The organism is Micromonospora sp. BL4, assembly GCF_003667505.1.
GTDB lineage: Bacteria > Actinomycetota > Actinomycetes > Mycobacteriales > Micromonosporaceae > Micromonospora.
In genome coordinates this window covers 35,957-55,765 of record NZ_RCVJ01000168.1, presented here as the reverse complement: position 1 = coordinate 55,765, position 19,809 = coordinate 35,957, and the positions used below count along the sequence as shown (strand labels likewise).

17 protein-coding genes are annotated in these 19,809 nt (G+C 71.5%); 5 read left to right on the top strand and 12 right to left on the bottom strand.

The annotated features are described in order from the left end of the window. Positions 1-34: 34 nt before the first annotated feature. From EAD89_RS22650 to EAD89_RS31145, 8 genes are all read right to left on the bottom strand, one after another. Positions 35-355 (bottom strand): multidrug efflux SMR transporter, encoded by a 321-nt coding sequence (locus EAD89_RS22650; protein WP_121677123.1) that lies wholly within the window; start codon positions 353-355, stop codon positions 35-37. 206 nt (positions 356-561) lie between these two features. Beyond that, a complete protein-coding gene (locus EAD89_RS22645) occupies positions 562-1,890 on the bottom strand; it encodes an RNA polymerase sigma factor (protein WP_199733596.1) in 1,329 nt (442 codons plus the stop codon). Between the two features lie 24 nt (positions 1,891-1,914). Then, on the bottom strand, positions 1,915-2,316 hold the full coding sequence (locus tag EAD89_RS22640) for a YciI family protein (RefSeq protein ID WP_121677122.1): 402 nt from the start codon (positions 2,314-2,316) through the stop codon (positions 1,915-1,917). 104 nt (positions 2,317-2,420) lie between these two features. Then, positions 2,421-4,559 (bottom strand): alpha-galactosidase, encoded by a 2,139-nt coding sequence (locus EAD89_RS22635; RefSeq protein ID WP_121677121.1) that lies wholly within the window; start codon positions 4,557-4,559, stop codon positions 2,421-2,423. Continuing rightward, positions 4,556-5,467 (bottom strand): carbohydrate ABC transporter permease, encoded by a 912-nt coding sequence (locus tag EAD89_RS22630; protein WP_121677120.1) that lies wholly within the window; start codon positions 5,465-5,467, stop codon positions 4,556-4,558. Before EAD89_RS22630 ends, EAD89_RS22635 begins: the two co-directional genes overlap by 4 nt. Then, positions 5,464-6,420 (bottom strand): carbohydrate ABC transporter permease, encoded by a 957-nt coding sequence (locus EAD89_RS22625; protein WP_121677119.1) that lies wholly within the window; start codon positions 6,418-6,420, stop codon positions 5,464-5,466. The genes EAD89_RS22630 and EAD89_RS22625 overlap by 4 nt, the downstream gene beginning before the upstream one ends. A 21-nt stretch (positions 6,421-6,441) precedes the next feature. Continuing rightward, positions 6,442-7,404 (bottom strand): ABC transporter substrate-binding protein, encoded by a 963-nt coding sequence (locus tag EAD89_RS22620; RefSeq protein ID WP_233578934.1) that lies wholly within the window; start codon positions 7,402-7,404, stop codon positions 6,442-6,444. 15 nt (positions 7,405-7,419) lie between these two features. Beyond that, complete coding sequence (locus tag EAD89_RS31145) at positions 7,420-7,770, bottom strand: hypothetical protein (protein ID WP_233578932.1); 351 nt, start codon at positions 7,768-7,770, stop codon at positions 7,420-7,422. A gap of 284 nt (positions 7,771-8,054) precedes the next feature. Between EAD89_RS31145 and EAD89_RS22615 the strand changes: the two genes are divergently transcribed. The 3 genes from EAD89_RS22615 (at position 8,055) to EAD89_RS22605 (ending at position 12,099) form a co-directional block, all read left to right on the top strand. Beyond that, the gene (locus EAD89_RS22615) at positions 8,055-10,058 is read left to right on the top strand and encodes a beta-galactosidase (RefSeq protein ID WP_121677118.1); all 2,004 of its coding nucleotides are present in this window, start codon (positions 8,055-8,057) and stop codon (positions 10,056-10,058) included. Positions 10,059-10,094: 36 nt separating this feature from the next. Then, positions 10,095-10,871 (top strand): DeoR/GlpR family DNA-binding transcription regulator, encoded by a 777-nt coding sequence (locus tag EAD89_RS22610; RefSeq protein WP_121677117.1) that lies wholly within the window; start codon positions 10,095-10,097, stop codon positions 10,869-10,871. Positions 10,872-11,136: 265 nt separating this feature from the next. Continuing rightward, entirely contained in the window at positions 11,137-12,099 is a 963-nt protein-coding gene (locus EAD89_RS22605; protein WP_121677116.1) for a sporulation protein, read from the top strand. 72 nt (positions 12,100-12,171) lie between these two features. Here the strand turns inward: EAD89_RS22605 and EAD89_RS22600 are convergent, their stop codons facing one another. Beyond that, complete coding sequence (locus EAD89_RS22600) at positions 12,172-12,549, bottom strand: hypothetical protein (protein ID WP_121656941.1); 378 nt, start codon at positions 12,547-12,549, stop codon at positions 12,172-12,174. Positions 12,550-12,737: 188 nt separating this feature from the next. Next, positions 12,738-14,780, bottom strand: a complete 2,043-nt coding sequence (locus EAD89_RS22590) for a glycerophosphodiester phosphodiesterase family protein (protein WP_121677115.1) — start codon at positions 14,778-14,780, stop codon at positions 12,738-12,740. A 191-nt stretch (positions 14,781-14,971) separates the two neighbouring features. Here EAD89_RS22590 and EAD89_RS22585 point away from each other — a divergent pair, with 191 nt between their 5' ends. After that, positions 14,972-15,391 (top strand): hypothetical protein, encoded by a 420-nt coding sequence (locus tag EAD89_RS22585; RefSeq protein WP_121677159.1) that lies wholly within the window; start codon positions 14,972-14,974, stop codon positions 15,389-15,391. Positions 15,392-15,470: 79 nt separating this feature from the next. Here EAD89_RS22585 and EAD89_RS22580 read toward each other — a convergent pair whose 3' ends face one another. Next, complete coding sequence (locus EAD89_RS22580; protein ID WP_121677114.1) at positions 15,471-17,765, bottom strand: ATP-binding domain-containing protein; 2,295 nt, start codon at positions 17,763-17,765, stop codon at positions 15,471-15,473. A 148-nt stretch (positions 17,766-17,913) separates the two neighbouring features. Between EAD89_RS22580 and EAD89_RS22575 the strand changes: the two genes are divergently transcribed. Then, a complete protein-coding gene (locus EAD89_RS22575) occupies positions 17,914-18,549 on the top strand; it encodes an SGNH/GDSL hydrolase family protein (RefSeq protein WP_121677113.1) in 636 nt (211 codons plus the stop codon). A gap of 102 nt (positions 18,550-18,651) precedes the next feature. Here the strand turns inward: EAD89_RS22575 and EAD89_RS22570 are convergent, their stop codons facing one another. After that, on the bottom strand, positions 18,652-19,779 hold the full coding sequence (locus tag EAD89_RS22570; protein ID WP_121677112.1) for a sigma-E factor regulatory protein RseB domain-containing protein: 1,128 nt from the start codon (positions 19,777-19,779) through the stop codon (positions 18,652-18,654). Positions 19,780-19,809: the final 30 nt, after the last annotated feature.

Below are 19,809 nucleotides of genomic sequence, written 5' to 3'. Positions count from 1 at the left end.
CCCGCACCGGGCTCGGCCACCGTGCCGGTCGTGGTCAGTGCTCCCCGGCCAGGTTCACGATGACCACCCCCGCGATGATCAGCGCGATGCCGGCGAGCTTGGCCAGCCCGACCGGCTCATCGAGGAAAACCGCGCCGATCGCCACGATGGTCGCGGTGCCCAGACCGGACCAGAGGGCGTACGCGACACCCACCGGGATCTCCTTCACGGCCTGGGCCAGCAGGATGAACGCCAGCAGGTAACCGCCGAGGCAGGCCACCGTCGGCCCCAGCCGGGTGAACCCGGCGGTGGTCTTGAGCAGACTGGTCGCCACCACCTCGGCGGCGATGGCGATCCCCAGCAGCACGTACGCCATGCGGTCCTCAGTCCTCAGCGCTCGTGGGTCGTCGATGGTCAGGCTAGCGCCACCCTTTCGCGGGATCTCGCGGTCCACGACGGGTGCGAGCCCTCGCGCCGGTCCCGGTCCGAAGTGGCCCCCGGTCCAGCAACCGTTTCCGATCCCGGCCCTCAGAGATGAGCTTCGCAGCAACGTTCCGACCCCGGTCCGGACCGGTAGCGCCGTCAGCCTTCGCCCCGCTGGGCACGGCCAGGTACCGATGTCGAGGCGGCGATCGGGCCGGGTTCGGCGGCGGCAGGTCCGACCTGGGCGGTGGTCGGGCCGGGTTCGGCGGCGAGCCGCGCCGCCCGCATCGTGAGGTAGCGCTGCTCGGGCAGGCTGCTCGTCCGCCCGGCGGCGGCCCGGTAGTCGGCGATCGCGCGGGCCCGGTCGCCGGCCATCTCGTGCAGGTGCGCGCGGGCGGCGGGAAGCCGGTGGTGCCCGGCCAACTGCGGGTCGTCGGCCAGCGCGTCGAGAGCGGCCAGACCGGCTGCCGGCCCGTGCACCATGGCGGCCGCCACGGCCCGGTTGAGCGCCACCACCGGGCTGCCGGCGAGCTGGTCCAGCACCCCGTAGAGCGCCAGGATCTGTGGCCAGTCGGTCGCTTCGGCGCTCGGGGCCTCGTCGTGCAGCGCCGCGATGGCGGCCTGCACCTGGTACGGGCCGACCGGCCCGCGTGGCAGCGCCCGGGTGACCAGCGCGACGCCCTCGGCGATCGCCGCCGCGTCCCAGCGGGCGCGGTCCTGGTCGGTCAGCGGGATCAGCTCACCGGACGGCCCTGTCCGCGCCGGGCTGCGCGCCTCGGTGAGCAGCATCAACGCCAACAGGCCGGCCGACTCGCTGTCGCCGGGCAGCAGCATGTGCAGCGCGCGGGTCAGCCGAATCGCCTCCACGGCCAGGTCGACCCGGCGCAGGTCCGGGCCTGCGGTACTGGTGTGCCCCTCCGTGAAGATCAGGTAGAGCACCTGCCGCACGGCGGCCAGCCGGTCGGCCCGCTCCGCGGGCTCCGGCATCCGGAACGGCAGCCCGGAGGAGCGGATGCGCTGCTTGGCCCGGCTGATCCGTTGGGCCATGGTCGCCTCGGGCACCAGGAACGCGCGGGCGATCTCGGCGGTGCTCAGCCCACCGACGGCGCGCAGGGTCAGCGCGACGGCCGACGCGGACGTGAGCGCCGGGTGGCAGCAGAGGAAGAGCATGACCAGGGTGTCGTCCCGTTCGGCGGTCAGCTCCTCGTCCGCCGCGGGTGCGTGCTGCCGGTCGTCCGGGTCCCGGCGGGCGACCAGGTCCTCGCGGCGGCGCCGCGCCTGCTCGCCGCGGACCAGCTCGATCATCCGGCGGTAGCCGACCTGGATCAGCCAGCCGCGCGGGTTCGCCGGCAGCCCGTCCGCCGGCCACTGGGTGGCGGCGGCCAACAGGGCCTCCTGCACCGCGTCCTCGGCGGTGGCGAAGTCTCCGAACCGGCGGGCGAGCACACCGAGGACCTGCGGCGCCAACTCGCGCAGCAGGTCCTCGATGCGGGGATCGGTGGTGGTCAGCCCTCACAGCTCCTCAGGTGGGGCGGACATGACCGGGTGCACCTCGATCGGCATGTTCAGCGGCCGCCCGCCGGGGCCGGGCGCGGTGGAGATGTACGCGGCCAGCTCCACCGCCCGCTGCGGGGTGTCGCAGTCGACGATCCAGAAGCCGGCGAGGAACTCCTTCGTCTCGGCGAACGGCCCCTCGGTGACCACCGGCGCCCCGCCCTCGCCGGCGCGGACGATCCGCGCCTGCTGCGGGCCGCCGAGGCCCTGCCCGTCGACCCACTCCCCGGCGGCGGCGAGCTTCGCGTTGACCTCGCCCATGAACGCGATGTGTGCCTGGACCTCCGCGGGGGTCCACGTGTCGATGGGCGGGAAGTCGGTCCCGGCGGCGCTGAACTGCATCAGCAGCATGTACTTCATGGTTTCGCTCCTCACGCCTGCGCACCATCTTCGGTGCTCTCACCCTGAGGTAGAAGCAGGAGACACCGTTCTCGACACTCCGGCCGAAGATTTCCCGAATCTTTTCAGCCGGCGGCCGTGACCTCCAGGACCAGGCTCTGCTCCGGGTGCAGCGCGGGCAGCTGCACCCCGACCCGAGCCAGCGCCGCCCCGCTGAGCGTGACGCCGCCGGCCAGCCAGGCCGGCGCGGCCCGGTCGATCGTCGCCGGGGCCGGCACGTCCGACACCGGTCGCACCCGGTAACGCCGGCACGGGTCGAGGCCGGGCAGCCGGAGGGCGCCCGGGGACTGCGCCAGCGAGGTGGCCAGCCGGGCCACCGCGTACACCGCTCCGGTGCCGTCGTGGCCGACCACGCCGTGCGCCCAGACGGCCGGGTCCGGATGGTCGACCCGGACCACCCGGCCGGCGTGCAGCAGCGGGCGCAGCCGCTTGTGCAGCGCGACCCAGGCGGCCAGCTCGGTCTGCTCGGCGGCGCTGATCGACGCGATGTCCCACTCGATGCCGTGGTGGCCGAAGAGCGCGGTGGCCGCCCGGAAGCCGAGGTCGTGCACGCGGTTGGTGGTGTGCGAGCGTTCCGGGCCGACGTGCGTGCCGACCAGCTCCGGTGGCAGCAGCAGCCCCGTCCACCGCTGGATGCTGAGCCGTTCCAGGGCGTCGTTGCAGTCGCTGGCCCAGACCCGGTCGGTGCGCGCGAGGATGCCCAGGTCCACCCGGGCGCCGCCGGACGCGCAGCTTTCGATCTCCACCCCGGGGTGGCGGCGGCGCAGCTCGTCGAGGAGCCGGTAGACCGCCAGGGTCTGCCCGTGCACTCCGGGGCGGCCGTGGTGCCCGGCCTCGGTGAGGTCCCGGTTGTGGTCCCACTTGAGGTAGCTGATGCCGGGATGCTCGGTGAGCAGGTTGTCGAGCCGGTCCAGCAGGTAGTCGTACGCCTCCGGCCGGCCCAGGTCGAGCACCTGCTGGTTGCGCCAGAGCGCCGGCAGCCGGCCCGGCACGGCCAGCAACCAGTCGGCGTGCGCACGGAACAGGTCGGAGTCGGGGTTGATCATCTCCGGCTCCACCCAGAGGCCGAACTCCAGACCCCGGCCGGTCACGTGGTCGATCAACGGTTGCAGGCCGTCCGGCCAGACGCCCTCGTCGACGAACCAGTCGCCGAGCCCGGCGGTGTCGTCGCGCCGGCCGCGGAACCAGCCGTCGTCGAGCACGAACCGCTCGACGCCGATCTGCGCGGCCCGGTCCGCCAGCGCCCGCAGCCGGTCCAGGTCGTGGTCGAAGTAGACCGCCTCCCACACGTTCAGGGTCACCGGGCGCGGGGAGCGTGGGTGACCGGGCCGGGCCCGCAGGTGGGTGTGCAGCACGTCGCTGAGCCCGTCCAGCCCGTCGTCGGACCAGACCGCGTAGAGCAGGGGAGTGGCGTACGACTCGCCGGGGCCGAGCCGGACCTCGCCGGGGGCGAGCAGCTCGCCGCCGCCGAGGGTCGACTCGCCGGTGGGCCGGCGCTCGGCGAAGGTGACGTGGTCGCCGCTCCAGGCGGTGTGCACCGCCCAGACCTCGCCGTGGCCGAAACCGAACCCGGCGGTGCCGGCCACCAGCAGCAGGGTGGCGTCGTGCCCGGTGCGTCCGTGCCGGCCTTCGCGCACCCAGCTGCCCTGCTGCCACGAGTGCCGCTGCGGGGACCGTTCCCGGCACCACCGGCCGGTCAGGTCGAGCAGTTCGGTGGCGACCGCCGGGACCGGCAGCACCGGGGTCAGTTCCCGCAGCTCGTACGCGTCGTCGCCGTCGTTGCGCAGCCGGTGGCGCAGCAGCAGCAACCCGGTCGGGTCCACCTCGATCTCGATGGTCAGGGAGAGCTGTGCGGCCGCGTCGCTGGCCCGCACGGTCACCCGCGCCGAGCCCTCGTCCCCGGAGGCGTCGACGTCGAGGCCGTCCAGGCGGAACGCGGTGGACCAGCCGGCGCCGTCGCGGTGCCCGGCCAGCCCCGGCCGGCCGCTCCAGCCGGCGCTCGGCTCCGGCAGCAGGGAGAGCACGGTGGGCTCGTCGAAGCTGCTCGGCACCACCGGCGGCACGGTCGCGTCGACGAGCTGGCGCAGGCCGTCGTCGTCGAGGTCGCCGATGTCGCCGCCCCAGTGCGCGACCCGGGGCAGCCCCGGGCCGCGCGCGTCGAGCACCAGGCTGGTCCGCGCGCGGCGCAGGTGCAGGATGGTCATCCTTTGGAGGCTCCCAAGGTCAGGCCCCGGACGAAGTGCCGCTGGAGCATAAAGAAGATCACCAGAGTGGGGATCGCGACGAGCACGCTGCCCGCCGAGACCAGGTTGTTGTCGGTGAAGAACTCGCCGCGCAGGTTGTTGAGCGAGCTGGTCACCGGGAACTTGTCGCCGGTGCGCATGAGGACGGTGGCCCAGAAGAACTCGTTGTAGATCCAGGTCACCTCCAGGGTCGCCAGCGCGGCCAGGGCCGGCCGGCACAGTGGCATGGTGACCTGCCAGTACTGCCGCCAGATGCTCGCCCCGTCGACCATCGCCGCCTCGTACAGGTCGCGGGGCAGCGCCTTCATGTAGTTGCTGAGCACGAAGACGCAGAACCCGCACTGGAAGGCCACGTTGATCAGGATCAGCCCCCAGTAGCTGTCGTAGAGCAGCTCCGAGTCGCTCATGAACTCCGGCAACGGCACCTCGGTGAACAGCCGGAACAGCGGGATCAGCAGCGCCTGCTGGGGCAGCAGGTTGGCCGCGGTGAAGATGCCCAGCAGCACCAGGTTGAGCTTCCAGCTGAACCGGGCGATGACGAACGCCACGCAGGAGGCGAGGAAGAGTGTGAGCAGCACCGCCGGCACGGTGATGTACACCGAGTTGAGGAAGTGCTTGCCGAACTCGGCGGTCTGCCAGGCGGTGACGTAGTTGTCGACGGTCCAGCCGCCGAACGAGACGTAGCCGTTGGCGGCGGTGTACTCGTAGGAACGCAGCGACGTGAGCACCGCCCAGGCGATCGGAAAGAGCCAGGTCAGCGCGACGGCGAGAAGGAAGCCGTGCAGGAGCAGCCGAGCCGGGGTCAGCTTGCGACGGGCCGGGGCCTCGACCCCGTCTTCGGTACGCCGGGTCGCGGTCGCGGTGCTCATTGCCGGTTCTCCCTCATCACGGTCGCCAGGTAGATGGTGATGAAGACCAGCGAGACGACCAGCATGATGGTTGCCAGCGCCGAGCCGAACCCGATCCGGCTCGCCTCACCCACGACGTTCTGGGTGACCAGCGCGGAGATCAGCTCCAACCCGTTGCGGCCCTTGTTGACCACCCAGACCAGGTCGAACGCGCGCAGCGACTCGATCACCGTCACCACCAGCACGATGATGTTGATCGGCCGCATGACCGGGAACACCACCCGGAAGAACGCCCGGCTCTCCGAGGCGCCGTCGACCGCGGCGGCTTCCCGCAGCGACGGGTCGACGCCCTTCAGCCCGGCCAGGTAGAGCAGCATGATGTAGCCGACGTGCCGCCAGCCGGAGGCGACCATGACCGCCCAGATGTTCACGTTCGAGTCGCCGTACCAGTCGACGTTGCTGCCGAACACGGCGTTGATCAGACCCTGATCGCGGGAGTACAGCAGCTGCCAGACGAAGCCGATCAGCGCCAGCGAGAGCACCACCGGCAGGTAGAGAGCGGTCTGGTAGAAGCGGCTGCCGCGCAATTCCTTGTCGAGCAGGACGGCCAGGAACATGCCGAACGGGCTGGCCACCAGGAACAGCACCGCCAGCCAGAGCAGGTTGTGCTGGACCGCCGGCACGAACGGCGGGTAGATGTTCACCACGTCGCTGTAGTTGCGCGCGCCGACGAACTCGATCTCGTTCAGTGGGCCGATGCCGTCCCAGTTGGTGCCGGAGAGCAGCACGGTGGCCACCGCCGGCATCCAGACGAAACCCGTGACGAGCAGCAGCGGGACGAGCACCATCAGCGTGATGACCACGCGGTCGGTGCGGGACAGGAGCCGTAGCCGCCGGCGACGACCACCCGTGGAGGTGGTCGCGGCCGGCGGCGGCACGGCGCGATCCGTTTGGATCAGGGGCAGGTCGGACACGATGTCCTCCCCCTTCCGCCGTCAGTCGGTGAAGATCGACTTCTTCTGGTTCTCGATGCTCGAGGTGAGCCCGCCGATGTCCTTGGGGTTCTTGATGAACTGCTGGAGCGCCGGGATGATCACCGTGGAGGCGAAGTCCGGCCGGGTGTCCCGGTCGAGGAACTGGGCGATCTCGGTGGCCGATCCGACCAGCTCGGCCGCCTTCTTCTGCAGGGCGGTGTAGCCGCTGACGTCCGCGCCACTGTTGGCGACCAGGGTGGCCGGGTCGTTCTTGACGGTGATGTCCGCGGCGGCCTTGCCGCCGAAGTACTCCAGCAGCTTCCGGGCGCTGTCCTCATTCTTGGGCTTGCGGGCCATCATGTAGCCGTCGATCGGGGCGTCCAGGGCCTTGGCGCCGATCGCCGGGTCGATCTCCGGGAAGGTGAAGAAGTCGAGGTCGCTCTGCTCCTCGTTGCTGAACTGCTGGCCGACGAAGAGACCGAGCAGGTACATGCCGCTCTTCTTCTGCTGCAGCGACTGCGCCGCCTCCTGCCAGGTACGGCCGAGGCTGTCCGGCTGGTGCAGGGGGAGCAGGCCGGCCCAGGTGTCGAAGACCTTCTTGACCTTGTCGGAGGTCCAGGATTCCTTGCCGGCCATCAGGTCGACGTGGAACTGGTAGCCGTTGATCCGGAGGTTGAGGATGTCGAAGGTGCCCATCGCCGGCCAGCCGTCCTTGTCGGCGAAGGCGATCGGGGTCAGCCCGTCCTTCTTCATCTGCGCGGCGAGGGCGGTCAGATCGTCGAGGGTCTTGGGCTGCTGGTAGCCGTGCTGCTGCCAGACCGACTTGCGGTAGAAGACCGCCCAGGGGTAGTACGTCGCCGGGACGAAGTACTGCTTGCCGTCGTCCCCGGTCGACGCCTTCTTGAAGGCGTCGGAGTAGCCCGAGAGCTTGCCCCACACGTCGCTGATGTCGCTGGCCAGTCCCTTTTGGGCGAAGAAGCGCATCCGGTAGCCGGCGAACTAGGTGAACACGTCGTCCGGCTTGCCCTGCAGGTAGTTGTTGATGTTCTCCTGGAACGTGTTGTGGTCGACCGTGTTCACCGCGACCTGGACGCCGGACGAGGTCTTGAACCCGTCGACGACCTTGGCGACCACGTCCTTCGGCTTCGGGTCGGACTGGTTCGACCCGAGCGACACCTCCTTGGAGTCGGACCCGCCGGAGTCGGAGTCGCCGCAGCCGGCGAGCAGGCCGGTGCCGAGCAGCGCGCCCGTGCCGGCGGCGCCGGCGAGCAGCGAGCGTCGGTTGATGCCGGCTACGGAGGGCGGTACGAGCCGAGCCAGGTATTCGGCTTGGGATCGGGGACGGGACATCTGTGCCTCCTACGGATGAAGAGGTGCTACGCCCAAGGGTCGTCAGGGGTGGTGAAGGCAGATCCGGCGTCGTGATCACACATCGGGATCCCCCGAGAATCCACATTGGCGAACACGAACGGCCATTGGGGCCTCAAGCTACCCGTCCCGAGGGCGCTGTCAAGAGGGCAGTTCGCCGCCGATAATCCGGTCGTGACACGGCCGTTACGCGGTAAACGTTGGAAAAGAAATCGATGTTGGAACCTGTTGACTTGCGCGCTCCGCCGGGTGCACCCTCAGCTCTCATGCGGCGATGGCAGGGTGACGGCATCTATTTCGGCGGCGACTACAACCCCGAGCAGTGGCCCGAGCAGACCTGGTCGGAAGACGTCGAGCTGATGCGTCGGGCCGGGGTCAACCTGGTCTCCGTCGGCATCTTCTCCTGGGCCCTGCTGGAGCCCGCTCCGGGCCGGTTCGAGTTCGGCTGGCTGGACCGGGTGCTGGACCTGTTGCACGACGGCGGCATCCAGGTCGACCTGGCCACCGCCACCGCCAGCCCGCCGCCGTGGCTCGCCCGCGCGCACCCGGAGACGCTGCCCCGCCGAGCCGACGGCGCGATCCTGTGGCCGGGCGGCCGGCAGGCGTACTGCCCCAGCTCGCCGGTGTTCCGCGATCGGTCGCTGAAGCTGGTCCGAGCGGTCGCCGGCCGGTACGCCGAGCACCCGGCGGTGGTGATGTGGCACGTCTCCAACGAGCTGGGCTGCCACAACGTGCACTGCTACTGCGACGTCAGCGCCGAGGCGTTCCGTGGTTGGCTGCGCGAGCGCTACGGCGACCTGGACCGGCTCAACGACGCCTGGGGCACGGCGTTCTGGAGCCAGCGCTACGGCGACTGGGCCGAGATCAACCCGCCGCGCACCGCGCCGACCTTCGCCAACCCCACCCAGCAGCTGGACTTCCTGCGCTTCTCCTCCGACGAGCAGCGGGCCCAGCTGCGCGCCGAGCGCGAGCTGTTGAAGACGCTGGTCCGACAGCCGGTCACCACCAACTTCATGATCGGCACCGGCATCAAGCACATGGACTACCACTCGTGGGCCGACGACGTGGACCTGGTCTCCAACGACCACTACCTCACCGCCGCCGACCCGCAGGCGCACCTCGGGCTGGCGCTCTCCGCCGACCACACCCGCGGCGTCGCCGGTGGCGACCCGTGGCTGCTGATGGAGCACTCCACCAGCGCGGTGAACTGGCAGCCGCGCAACGTGGCGAAGCTGCCGGGCCAGCTGCGCCGCAACAGCCTGGCGCACGTCGCCCGCGGCGCCGACGGGGTGCTGTTCTTCCAGTGGCGGGCCTCCCGGGCCGGCGCCGAGAAGTTCCACTCCGCGCTGGTGCCGCACGCCGGGCCGGAGACCAAGGTGTTCCGGGAGGTCTGCCAGCTGGGCGCGGACCTCAGGGCGCTCGCCGAGGTACGCGGCAGCCGGGTCGACGCGGACGTGGCCATCCTGTTCGACTGGGAGGCGTGGTGGGGTGTCGAGCTGGACTCGCACCCCAGTGTGGACGTCCGCTACGCCGACCGGTTGACCGCCCTGTACGGCGCGCTGTGGCGGGCCGGCGTGACCGCCGACATCGTCCACCCGTCCGCCGACCTCAGCGGCTACCGGCTGGTCCTGGCACCCACCCTCTACCTGGTCCGCGATGCTGACGTCGACGCGCTGCGCCGGTTCGTCCAGGCCGGTGGCACCGCGGCGATCACCTACTTCAGCGGCATCGTGGACGAGAATGACCACATCCGGCTGGGCGGCTACCCGGGCGCGTTCCGGGAGCTGCTCGGCGTACGGACCGAGGAGTTCTTTCCGTTGCGCGAGGGCGAGCAGGTGCGGCTGGACGACGACAGCACGGCCGACGTGTGGACCGAGTGGCTGCACCCGGAGGGCGCCGAGGTGCTCGCCGCGTACACCGATGGGCCGTTGCCCGGCGTGCCGGCGCTGACCCGGCACCCGGTCGGCGCGGGCGCCGCCTGGTACGTCGGCACCCGGCTGGACGAGCCGGCCACCGACCGGCTGGTCGCCCGGCTGGTCGACGAGGCGGGTGTCCGTCCGGCGGCGCAGGCGCCGACCGGGGTGGAGGTGGTCCGGCGCCGCGACGGCGAGCGAAGCTGGCTGTTCGCGATCAACCACACTGAGAGCGAGGTACGGCTCACGGTGACCGGCACCGAGCTGTTGACCGGTACGGAGTGTGCCGGTGAGCTGACAGTGCCGGCCGGCGAGGTGGCCGTGGTCCGGGAGGACCGGGCCGACGGACCGGTCTGACCCGGTGACAGTCACGGCGCGAAGGAGGTTCCCCAGGTGCTCGCCCAGCAGCGGCAGACCGCCATTCTCGATCTGATCCGCCAGCGTGGCGGCGTACGGGTGAGCCAGCTCGTCAGCCGGTTCGGCGTGTCCGACATGACGATCCGGCGCGACCTGGAGGTGCTGGCCGAACGCGGCCTGGTGGACAAGGTGCACGGCGGCGCGACGCTGGCCGGGCCGGGGTCGGCCGAGGAGCCCGGCTTCGCCGCGAAGTCGATCCGCCAGCAGGCGGAGAAGCGGGCCATCGCCGAGCGGGCGGCGACCATGGTGGAGCCGGGGATGGCCATCGCGCTCTCCGCCGGCACCACCACCGCCGCGTTGGCCACGCTGCTCTCCGACGTACGAGGGCTGACCGTGGTGACCAACTCGATCCCGGTGGCCGACGCGCTCTACCAGAATCCGCGCGCCGACCAGACGGTGGTGCTGACCGGCGGCATCCGTACCCCGTCGGACGCGCTGACCGGGCCGGTGGCCGAGGCGGCGATCAGCGCGCTCAACGTCGACCTGCTCTTTCTGGGCGTGCACGGGCTCAGCCCACGGACCGGCTTCACCACGCCCAACCTGCTGGAGGCGGGGGTCAACCGCTGCCTGATCGGCGCCGCCCGCCGGCTCGTGGTGCTCGCCGACCACACCAAGTGGGAGACCATCGGCATCGCCACCATCGCCCCGCTGGAGGCGGCCGACGTGCTGATCACCGACCTCGGCTTGTCGGCGGAGGCGCGTACCGAGATCGGCGAGCAGGTCGGCGAGCTGGTCGTCGTCCAGGCCGACTGACGGCAGGCGCCACAGCTCAGCGCCGCCAGCCTTCCGACGTTGATCAAGAGGTTCGCGTCACCGGGAACGCGTTTCCTGACGCAGATCTCTTGATCAACGGGGTGGGACGGGTGAGCCGCTGGCGCGACCCAGCGCATCCCTGCGGAAACACACCGTGAGCAGGGGGCGCACTTCACAGCCACCTCACAGGGCTGCTGGATAAGGTGCCCTTCGAGTCAACGTCCGACTCCATCCTGGAGCGGTCGGCTGTCGCACAGGAGTTCCGATGGTCTTCAAGAAGATGTTGAGCGCGTTCGGTGTCGGCGGTCCCAGCGTGGACACCGTGCTGACCAACCCCAACACCCGGCCTGGCCTGACCCTCGACGGGCAGGTCAACCTCGTCGGCGGTGACAGCCCGGCGGCCATCGAGCAGGTGGTGATCGGCCTGGTCACGCGGGTCGAGGTCGAGGGACACGACACCGAGTACGCGGGCACCATGGAGTTTCACCGGATGGCCGTGAGCGGCCCGCTCCAGCTCGCGCCGAAGCAGGAACTGTCGCTTCCGTTCCAGCTGCCGGTGCCGTGGGAGACCCCGATCACCGACGTGTACGGCCAGCGCCTGCACGGCATGACGATGGGCCTGCGTACCGAGCTGGCGATCGCCCGTGCGGTCGACAAGAGCGACCTGGACCAGGTGGCGGTGCACCCGCTGCCGGTGCACGAGCGGATCCTGGAGGCGTTCCAGCGGCTCGGCTTCCGGTTCAAGCACGCCGACCTGGAGCGCGGCCACATCCGGGGCGTCCAGCAGACGCTGCCGTTCTACCAGGAGATCGAGTTCTTCGCCTCGCCGCAGTACGCCAGCACGATCCGCGAGGTCGAGCTGACCTTCGTGACCAGCCAGCGCGGCGTGGACGTGATCCTGGAGTGCGACAAGCGCGGCGGCTTCCTCAGCGCCGGCCACGACGCCTTCGGCCGGTACCAGGTGTCGCACGCCGACGCCGACCGGGTCGACTGGGCGCAGGTGGTCGACGGTTGGCTGCGGGAGACCACCTCCCGCTACGGCAGCCTGCGCTCCCAGGGCGGGTTCGGGCCGGGTCACGGGCGCGGCCACGGCCGGGGGCACGGGATGGGCGGCATGGTGGCCGGAGCGGCGCTCGGCGTGGCCGGCGGCATGATCGCCGGCGAGATGATCGAGGACGCCTTCGAGGGTGACTTCGGCGGCGACTTCGGTGGCGACTTCGGCGAGTAGTCGCCCAGCGCGACAGTGGCCTCCGGGAGGTTCTCCCGGAGGCCACTGTTCGATGTGGAGCCGTGTACCCGGTCAGTGCCGGGCCTTGCGCTCCTCACCGCTGCGGTGATTGCTGCCGGCCTTGGCCAGGCCTCGGCTACCGAGGTAGCCCAGCGTCAGCAGGGTGATCAGGAACCAGGCGTTGTCGGCGCGGAAGATGTCCACCCCAGCCGAGTTCTTCCCGACGACCTGCGAAGCGCCCAGTACGGCGGCCACCGCGATCAGGTAGATCCAGAACTCGGTGGTCTTGAATGCCTGCTTGGTCTCCGTACCGGGTGCCTGCATGTCGTTGCGACGCCCGTCCTGCATGACCGGCATCTGCCGAGTCTGCGTGTTCTGCATCGACGCCGGGTTCTGCACGTCCGAGGCCGGCCGGTTCGTCGGCCGGGTGGAAGCAGCCTGCGTGCTCATCTGGTCCTCCTCAGGATGCGATGAGTCGTACCTGCATTCCCTCGCCCCGCTACCGCGTTTCGGCCACGGCACGGTTCGTGTTCACGGCGGGGACAACCCCCGACTACCCGCGCCCCCCGAGCAGGTAACACCGACCGCCGGCCGGAAATCCGGCCGGCGGTCGGGTGGTCAGCGCAGATCAGGGCAGGTCAGCGCAGGCCGTTGCGGATCGCGACGCTCACCAACAGGTCCGGGTCGTCGGTGATCATCCCGTCGACACCCAGGTCGATGACCCGCTGCATCACCTGCGCGTCGTCGACCGTGTACGGGATCACCTTCAGGTCGTCCCGCGTCTGGAGGGTCCGGACGTCCGGTCCGTGGAAGTATGCCGGGTTCTCCCGCAGGTACCAGTCGGGCGAGGCGACCGTGCCCTGGCGCGGGTCGTGCACCTGCCAGTTCGCCGACACCGTGCCGGCGCCCGCGGCCCGGGTCAGTTTGCCCAGGTCCTGGTACTTCCACCAGTCCAGCCCACCGGTCCACGGACTCTTGACCGAGCGGTCGCCGTACACGGCCTCGAGGGAGCACTCGTCGGCGAGGGTGGCGCACTCGGCCGGGCCGTACTGCCAGACCAGGCCGACCGTGCCGATCCGGCGGTCGAGCTGCCGGGCGTAGGTGATGGTGCGCCAGTCGAACGACTGGATGGTGGCCCGGTCGGTGAAGCCGGCCCGCTGGATCGCCCCCACCAGCTTGCGGGTGAAGCTGCGGTACGGCTCGGTGTCGTTCACCACCGGGCTGATCTTCGTCTCGATGTTCATTCCGATGTCGCTGCGGCCACTCGCCTTCACCAGGGCGAAGACCTCGTCCAGCGTGGGAATCCGGGCGCCCGGCGCGGGCACCTGCGCGGGCAGCTCGGGCAGCGTCTTCGTGCCGCAGTCCACGGTCTTGAGCTGCGCCAGGGTCAGCTCGTGCACCGGCTTGCCCACATACGGGAACTGCCGGTCGCCGGGGCGCACCGGGGCGGTGTCGACGCAGTGCGAGCCGTTGACCGTGCGGTCGTGCAGCACCACGAGCGCGCCGTCGGCGGTCACGCCGGTGTCCAGTTCGAGGGTGGAGATGGCCCGGTTGGCCAGCGCGTTGGCGAAGGCCGGCAGGGTGTTCTCCGGGCGGGTCGCCCGACCGCCGCGGTGCGCCTGGATGTCGAACGGCGCCGCGTACGCCTTCGGCAGCCGGTAACCGCGCTGCGCCAGCAGGCCGCGCAGCCGGTCCGGGTAGTCGGTGATGATGCCGTCCACGCCGTCGTCGATGAGCTTGTTCATGGTCGGCAGGTCGTCGACCGTCCACGGGATCACCTTGATCCCGTACCGGTGCGCCCGGGCCACCATCTCCCTGGTGACGTACGGCTTGTAGCCGGGCTCGGTGACCGTGCCGTTCTGGGGGGAGCCGTGCACCGGGGAGAAGGCACTGACGCCGAAGCTGCGGATCGCCCGGATCGGGTCGCCGCCGAAGTCGTCGATGTCCAGCCCGCCGAGCCACGGCGAGGCACCCGGCTGGCCGGTCTGCAGGAAGTCGTAGTTGGTCAGCGCGACCAGGGGGAGCTTCGGCTCGACCTGGCGCATCCGCATCAGCGCGCCCCAGTCGAAGCTCTGGATGGTGACCTGCTTCAGCAGGCCGGCGGCGCGGACCTCGGCGGCCGTGACCCGGACGAACTGCTCGCGGGGCGCGGTCTCGGTCGGCGCGCCGGCCTCCACCTTGGTCTCGACGTTGAGCTTCACGTCCTTCGCCTGGTACCGGTTGACCAGCGCGAACACCTCACGCAGCAGCGGCATCCGGGCACCCGGCACGGCGAGCTGGCCGGGCTTGTCCGGCAGCGTCTTCGAACCGCAGTCGAGGCTGCGCACCTGAGCGACGGTCAGGGTGTTGACGTACTTACCGACGTACGGGAACTCCGGGTCATTGGGCGTCACCGGGGCGGTGTCGACGCACTTGGCGCCGGTGACCTTCCGGTCGTGGGTGACCACGGCCTGGCCGTCCTCGGTGATCTGCACGTCCAGTTCGAGGGTGCTCACCCCGAGCTGGAGGGCGTTGCCGAAGGACGCGAGGGTGTTCTCCACCCGCAACCCGAGGCCGCCGCGGTGGGCCTGCACGTCGAATGTCCGGTCCGGCCGAGGCTTGGCCTGTGCGGGCACGGCGATCCCGGTCGTCACCGTCGCGGCCACCAGGGCCGCGATGGCGGTACGGCGTACTCTGCGCACGCTGTCATCCCCTCCTGCCGGCGGGCGTCTCCCACCGGTCGCCGGACAGCATGGACACCGGGGACGGCCGGCAGGCGGCCGGCGGACGGCGCGACGGTGAACCGGTGTGGACGACCTGCGGGGCCCGGCGGGTTTGGTCGGCCGGCGGTCGGGCACGCAGTCAGTTCCACAGCTTCTGCGAGGTGATGGACGTGCGTGAGGACGACATGCGGCAGGAGGCCGCCCGGCGGGCGGAGGACCGGATCGCCGGCGGCGTGTACGGCGAGGGCGCCCTCGACGAGGTGACGGTGCCCCGCACCGATGTGGAGAGCCAGATCCAGCGCGAAGACCCGGACGATCCGGCGAAGGTGCGGGTCGATCCGCAGGTCCTGCGCGACGGCGGCCCGGTCGGGGGGCAGGGCGCGGTGACCACGACCGGTGGCACCGCCGGCCCGGCCAGTGCGCGGCGGGTCGCCCGGCAGCCGGAGCGGCACCAGGGGAAGGTCGCCCCGACGACGACCGGCGACGCCACCACCGGTGGTCTGAGCACCCCGATGGGCGGCGGCACCAGCGACCAGTCCACGTCCGCGACCGGTCCGAGCAAATCCATCCAGGACACGGCCAGAGACTGACCGGCGGAGCACGGCCGCCCGTCACCGCCCCCGCCGACCGGCAGGTCGGCGGGGGCGGCGTGGCTCCGGGCCGCTCGGATCAGCGGCTGGGGCGCAGGATGCCGAGGCGTTGGGTGGCGCGGGTGAGCGCCACGTACAGGTCGCTGCGCCCGCGCGGTGACTCGGCCACCATCCGGTCCGGGTCGACCACCAGCACCGAGTCGAACTCCAGCCCCTTGGCCTGCGCGACGGTCAACACCACCACGCGGCTCTCCAGCTCCGGATGCTCGCCCACGGCGGCCTCCGGCAGCGCCGCGGTCAACGACGCGCCGAGCGCGTCCACCCGGCCGGCCGGCACGATCACGCCGAGCCGGCCCTCGGCCAGTCCGGTTGCCTCCCGGGTGGCCGCCGTCACCAGCTCCGCGGCCAACTGGTCGTCGTGCACCGTGCGGTCCCACGGAGGTACGCCGCTCTCCCGCACCGAGCGCGGCGGCCGCAGCGCCGGGTCGATCTCGGCCAGCACGTCGGCGGCGACCGCCATGATCTCGGCCGGGGTGCGGTAGCTGACAGTCAGCTCGGTCAGCCGCCACCGCTGCGCCACGTACGGCGCGAGGGCGTCCGCCCAGGACGGCGTGCCGCTGAGCGCGCCGGTCTGCGCCACGTCCCCGACGATCGTCATGGACCGGCTCGGGCAGCGGCGCATCAGCAGCCGCCACGCCATCGGCGACAGCTCCTGCGCCTCGTCCACGATGACGTGGCCGAACGCCCAGGTCCGGTCGGCGGCGGCCCGCTGGGCGGTGGTGAGGCGGTCGGCCTCCTCCTGCCGCTCCAGCAGCCGGTCCGCGTCGATCAGGTCGGTCACGCCCAGGATCTCGCCGCCCTCGGCCTCGTCCTCGACGTCGATCGAGCGGGAACCCCGGGCGATTTCGAGCACGCCCTCGGCGTACTCCCGTTCCAGCATCCGGATGCGATCCCGCCGGGCGGCGGCGGCCCGCTCGTCCTCGCCGAGCAGCTCGGCGGCCTCGTCGAGCAGCGGCACGTCGGCCGGCGTCCACCCGCCCGGCTCGCGGTGCAGCAGGGCCCGCTCGTCGTCGGTGAGCATCGGCGCGGCCGTGGCGATCCGGTCCGGGTCGGCGTACAGGTCGGCGAGCAGACGCTGCGGCGTCAGCACCGGCCACAGCCGGTCGAGGGCCGCCTGGACCTCCGATTCCTCGCGCAGCTCCCGGCGGATCTCGGCCCGGTCCGCCTCGTCGAGCAGGTTGTCCCCGCCCAGCGGGTCGGCGCCGATCCGCTCGGCCACCTGGTCGGCGAGCGCGTGCACGATCTCCACGTCGAACAGCGCCCGGGCCAGGTTGTGCGGACGGTCGACGCGACGCACCCGGTCCCGGGCAACCCGCACGATCTCCGGGTCGAGGGTCAGCGTCTCCCGCTCGACCTCGATCTCCAGCGGCTCGTCCGGCACCCACTGCCGGTCCCGTACGGCCAGCGCCAGCACCTCGGCCAGCACCGCCCGGCCCTTGAGCGCGGCGGCCTCGGCCGACTCGGTCCGTTGCGCACTGACCCCGGGAAAGAGATCGCCCTGGGTACGCAGCAGCACGCCGGTCTCGGCCAGGGTGGGCAGCACCTGGGAGATGTAGCGCAGGAACGTCGCGTTCGGGCCCACCAGCAGCACACCACGGCTGGACAGCTCCCGCCGGTGTGTGTAGAGCAGGTACGCCGCCCGGTGCAACGCGACCGCGGTCTTGCCGGTGCCCGGGCCGCCCTGGACGACCATCACCCCGGGCAGATCGGCGCGGATGATCCGGTCCTGCTCGGCCTGGATGGTCTCCACGATGTCCCGCATCCGGCCGGTCCGGCCGGCGTTGAGCGCGGCGAGCAGCGACGCCTCGCCGGTCAGCTCCTCGTGCGCGCCCGGAGCGGCGGTGGAGATGTCGAGCACCTCGTCGTTGAGGCCGGTCACCTTGCGCTGCCGGGTGCGCAGGTGCCTGCGGCGGCGTACGCCCTGCGGGTTGGCGGCGGTGGCGAGGTAGAACGGGCGGGCGGCGGGAGCCCGCCAGTCCATCAGCAGCGGGTCGTAGTCGCCGCTGGTGTCGAAGATGCCGATCCGGCCGATGTAGTGGCGCGCGCCGTCGTCGCCGTCGAGGCGGCCGAAGCACAGACCGTTCTCCACGGCGGAGAACTGCTCGACCTGGTCGGCGTACATCTGTACCGAGCTGTCGCGCTGGGAGCGGTCCTGCAGGGTGCCGCCGGTGTTGCGCAGCTCGCCGGTGAGCCGCTCGGCGGCCTGCTCGCGCAGTCCGTCCAGCCGGTCGTAGAGCATCGAGACGTACTCCTGCTCGCGACCGATCTCGTCGTCGAGCGGCAATTCGCCCGAACCGCCGGAGTGCCTTGACAAGCCGTCTCCCTAAAGATTAGAATCTCTTGCAGGAACGGCTTTGTAGCCGTTCTTTTTTGTGCCCTCGAACTGTTGAAGATAGCGCGTCCCGCTGGCCTCGACCAAGCTGGCCGAGTCGGCGCGCCCGGTGATCGCGAGGTGGCGGCGGATGATCCTGCGGACCGGGCAACGGGTGGTCTTCATCGGCGACAGCATCACCGACTGCGGCCGGCGGGACACCGCCAGGCCCTACGGCGCCGGGTATGTCAGCCTCGTCCGTGCCCTGGTCGGCGCCCGTCACCCCGAGCTGGACGTGGAGTGGATCAACCGGGGCGTGGGCGGGGACACCGTCCGCGATCTGGCCGCCCGCTGGGACGACGACGCCGTCGCCGAGCGTCCCGACGTGCTCTCGGTCATGATCGGCATCAACGACATCTGGCGGGGCTACGGCGACCGGCCCGACGAGGCCGTCCCCATCGACGAGTACGAGCGCACCCTGCGTGACCTGCTCCGCCGCGCGGTGGGTGCCACCGGCTGCCGGCTGGTCCTGGCCGACCCGTTCCTGATCGAGACCGACCGCAACGATCCGCAGCGCGCCGACACCGACCGGTACTGCGCGGTGGTCGCCGCGCTGGTCGCCGAGTTCGACGCGGTGCACGTGCCGACCCAGGCCGCGTTCGACCGGGTGCTCGCGGTCAGCCCCGCGAAGCGCTGGGCCGACGACCGGGTGCATCCGCACCTGCCCGGCCACGCGGTGCTCGCCGACGCGTTCCTCACCGCCCTCGGCGTGACCGCCACGCCCTGACCCGGGCCCGCTGACGGTCCGCTCCGCTCGACCGTGGCGCCCACCGCACACGGCGGCGCCGGGCCGACCGATGGGTCGACCCGGCGCCACAACACCGGGAGATCAGCCGCGGGCGACCTGGTAGAGCCGCTCCGGGGTCACCGCGCCGGCGAGCAGCCGGCCGTCGTCGGTGAGCAGCACACTGAACAACTTGCTGGTGAGCAGCCGGCCGCTGCCCCAGTCACCCTTGACCGCCTCGAGCCCGCCAAGCAGCTTCGACACGTCGACGTCCGGCGTACCGACCGGCTTGTCGCCGGCTGGCTTTTCGACGGCCGGCCTGCCGCCGACGGCACCGTCGAGGCGGGCGACCAGCACGGTGGCCCAGCCGGTGCCCACGGCGCGCACCTGCGGATCACCGGCCGGCTCGGAATGGCCGGGCCTGACCGCGGGCGGCCGCTCGGCCGACTCCTCGGTCACGGTCACACCGGGCGGCGGGTTGAAGGTGAACTGGTCGGCGTCGGGACGCCGGTAGTCGACCTGGGTGAAGGCCACCTCGAACGCCGGCTGGTCGCTGCCCGTGGCGAGCACCTCGAAGCGCAGCGGCACGTGCTGCTTGGCGTCGATGGCGATCCGCAGCTGGTGCACCAGCGAGTCCTTGTCGCGTGGCTGGAGCACCAGCTCGTACGCGTCCCGACCGGCGACCGTCGCCGACCGGCCGACGCTGACCTCGGTGCTCGGGTCGATCGCCCGCAACGCCAGGTCGGCCGCCTCCTGCGGGGTGGCCGGCAGGCTCGGCGCCGCCTCGGGCGCCGGCTTCTCGGCCATGACGTCGCCCAGCGTGGCGTGCTTGGCGGTGTTGCCGCGGCTCTCCCAGGTCCACACGTCCCGGCCGTTGCGGATGATGTCCCGCTCGCCGAGGGTGTCCAGCAGCGCCACCCGCTGCCGCTCCGGGCCGGAATACCAGACCCGCAGGGTGTGCGTGCCGGTCAACAGGGTGGTCAGGTCGTTGCCGGGGACCAGCCCGACCAGCGGCGGCAGGCCGAGGTCGGCGCGCTGTACGACGGTGCCGGACAACCCCTCCAGCCGGGAGGTCTGCAGATCGACCAGGAGCTGGGCGGCGGTGCGCGGCGGCAGGCTCGGTTCGGCCTCGGCGGCGAACGTGCCGATCGCCGCGCCGCCACCGATGACGGCGACGGCGGCGGTCGCCGGGACCAGCCAGCGCAGGACGGGACGGCTTCTCAGAACGGACATGTGGGCACCTCCTGCGACCATCCTGCCCGC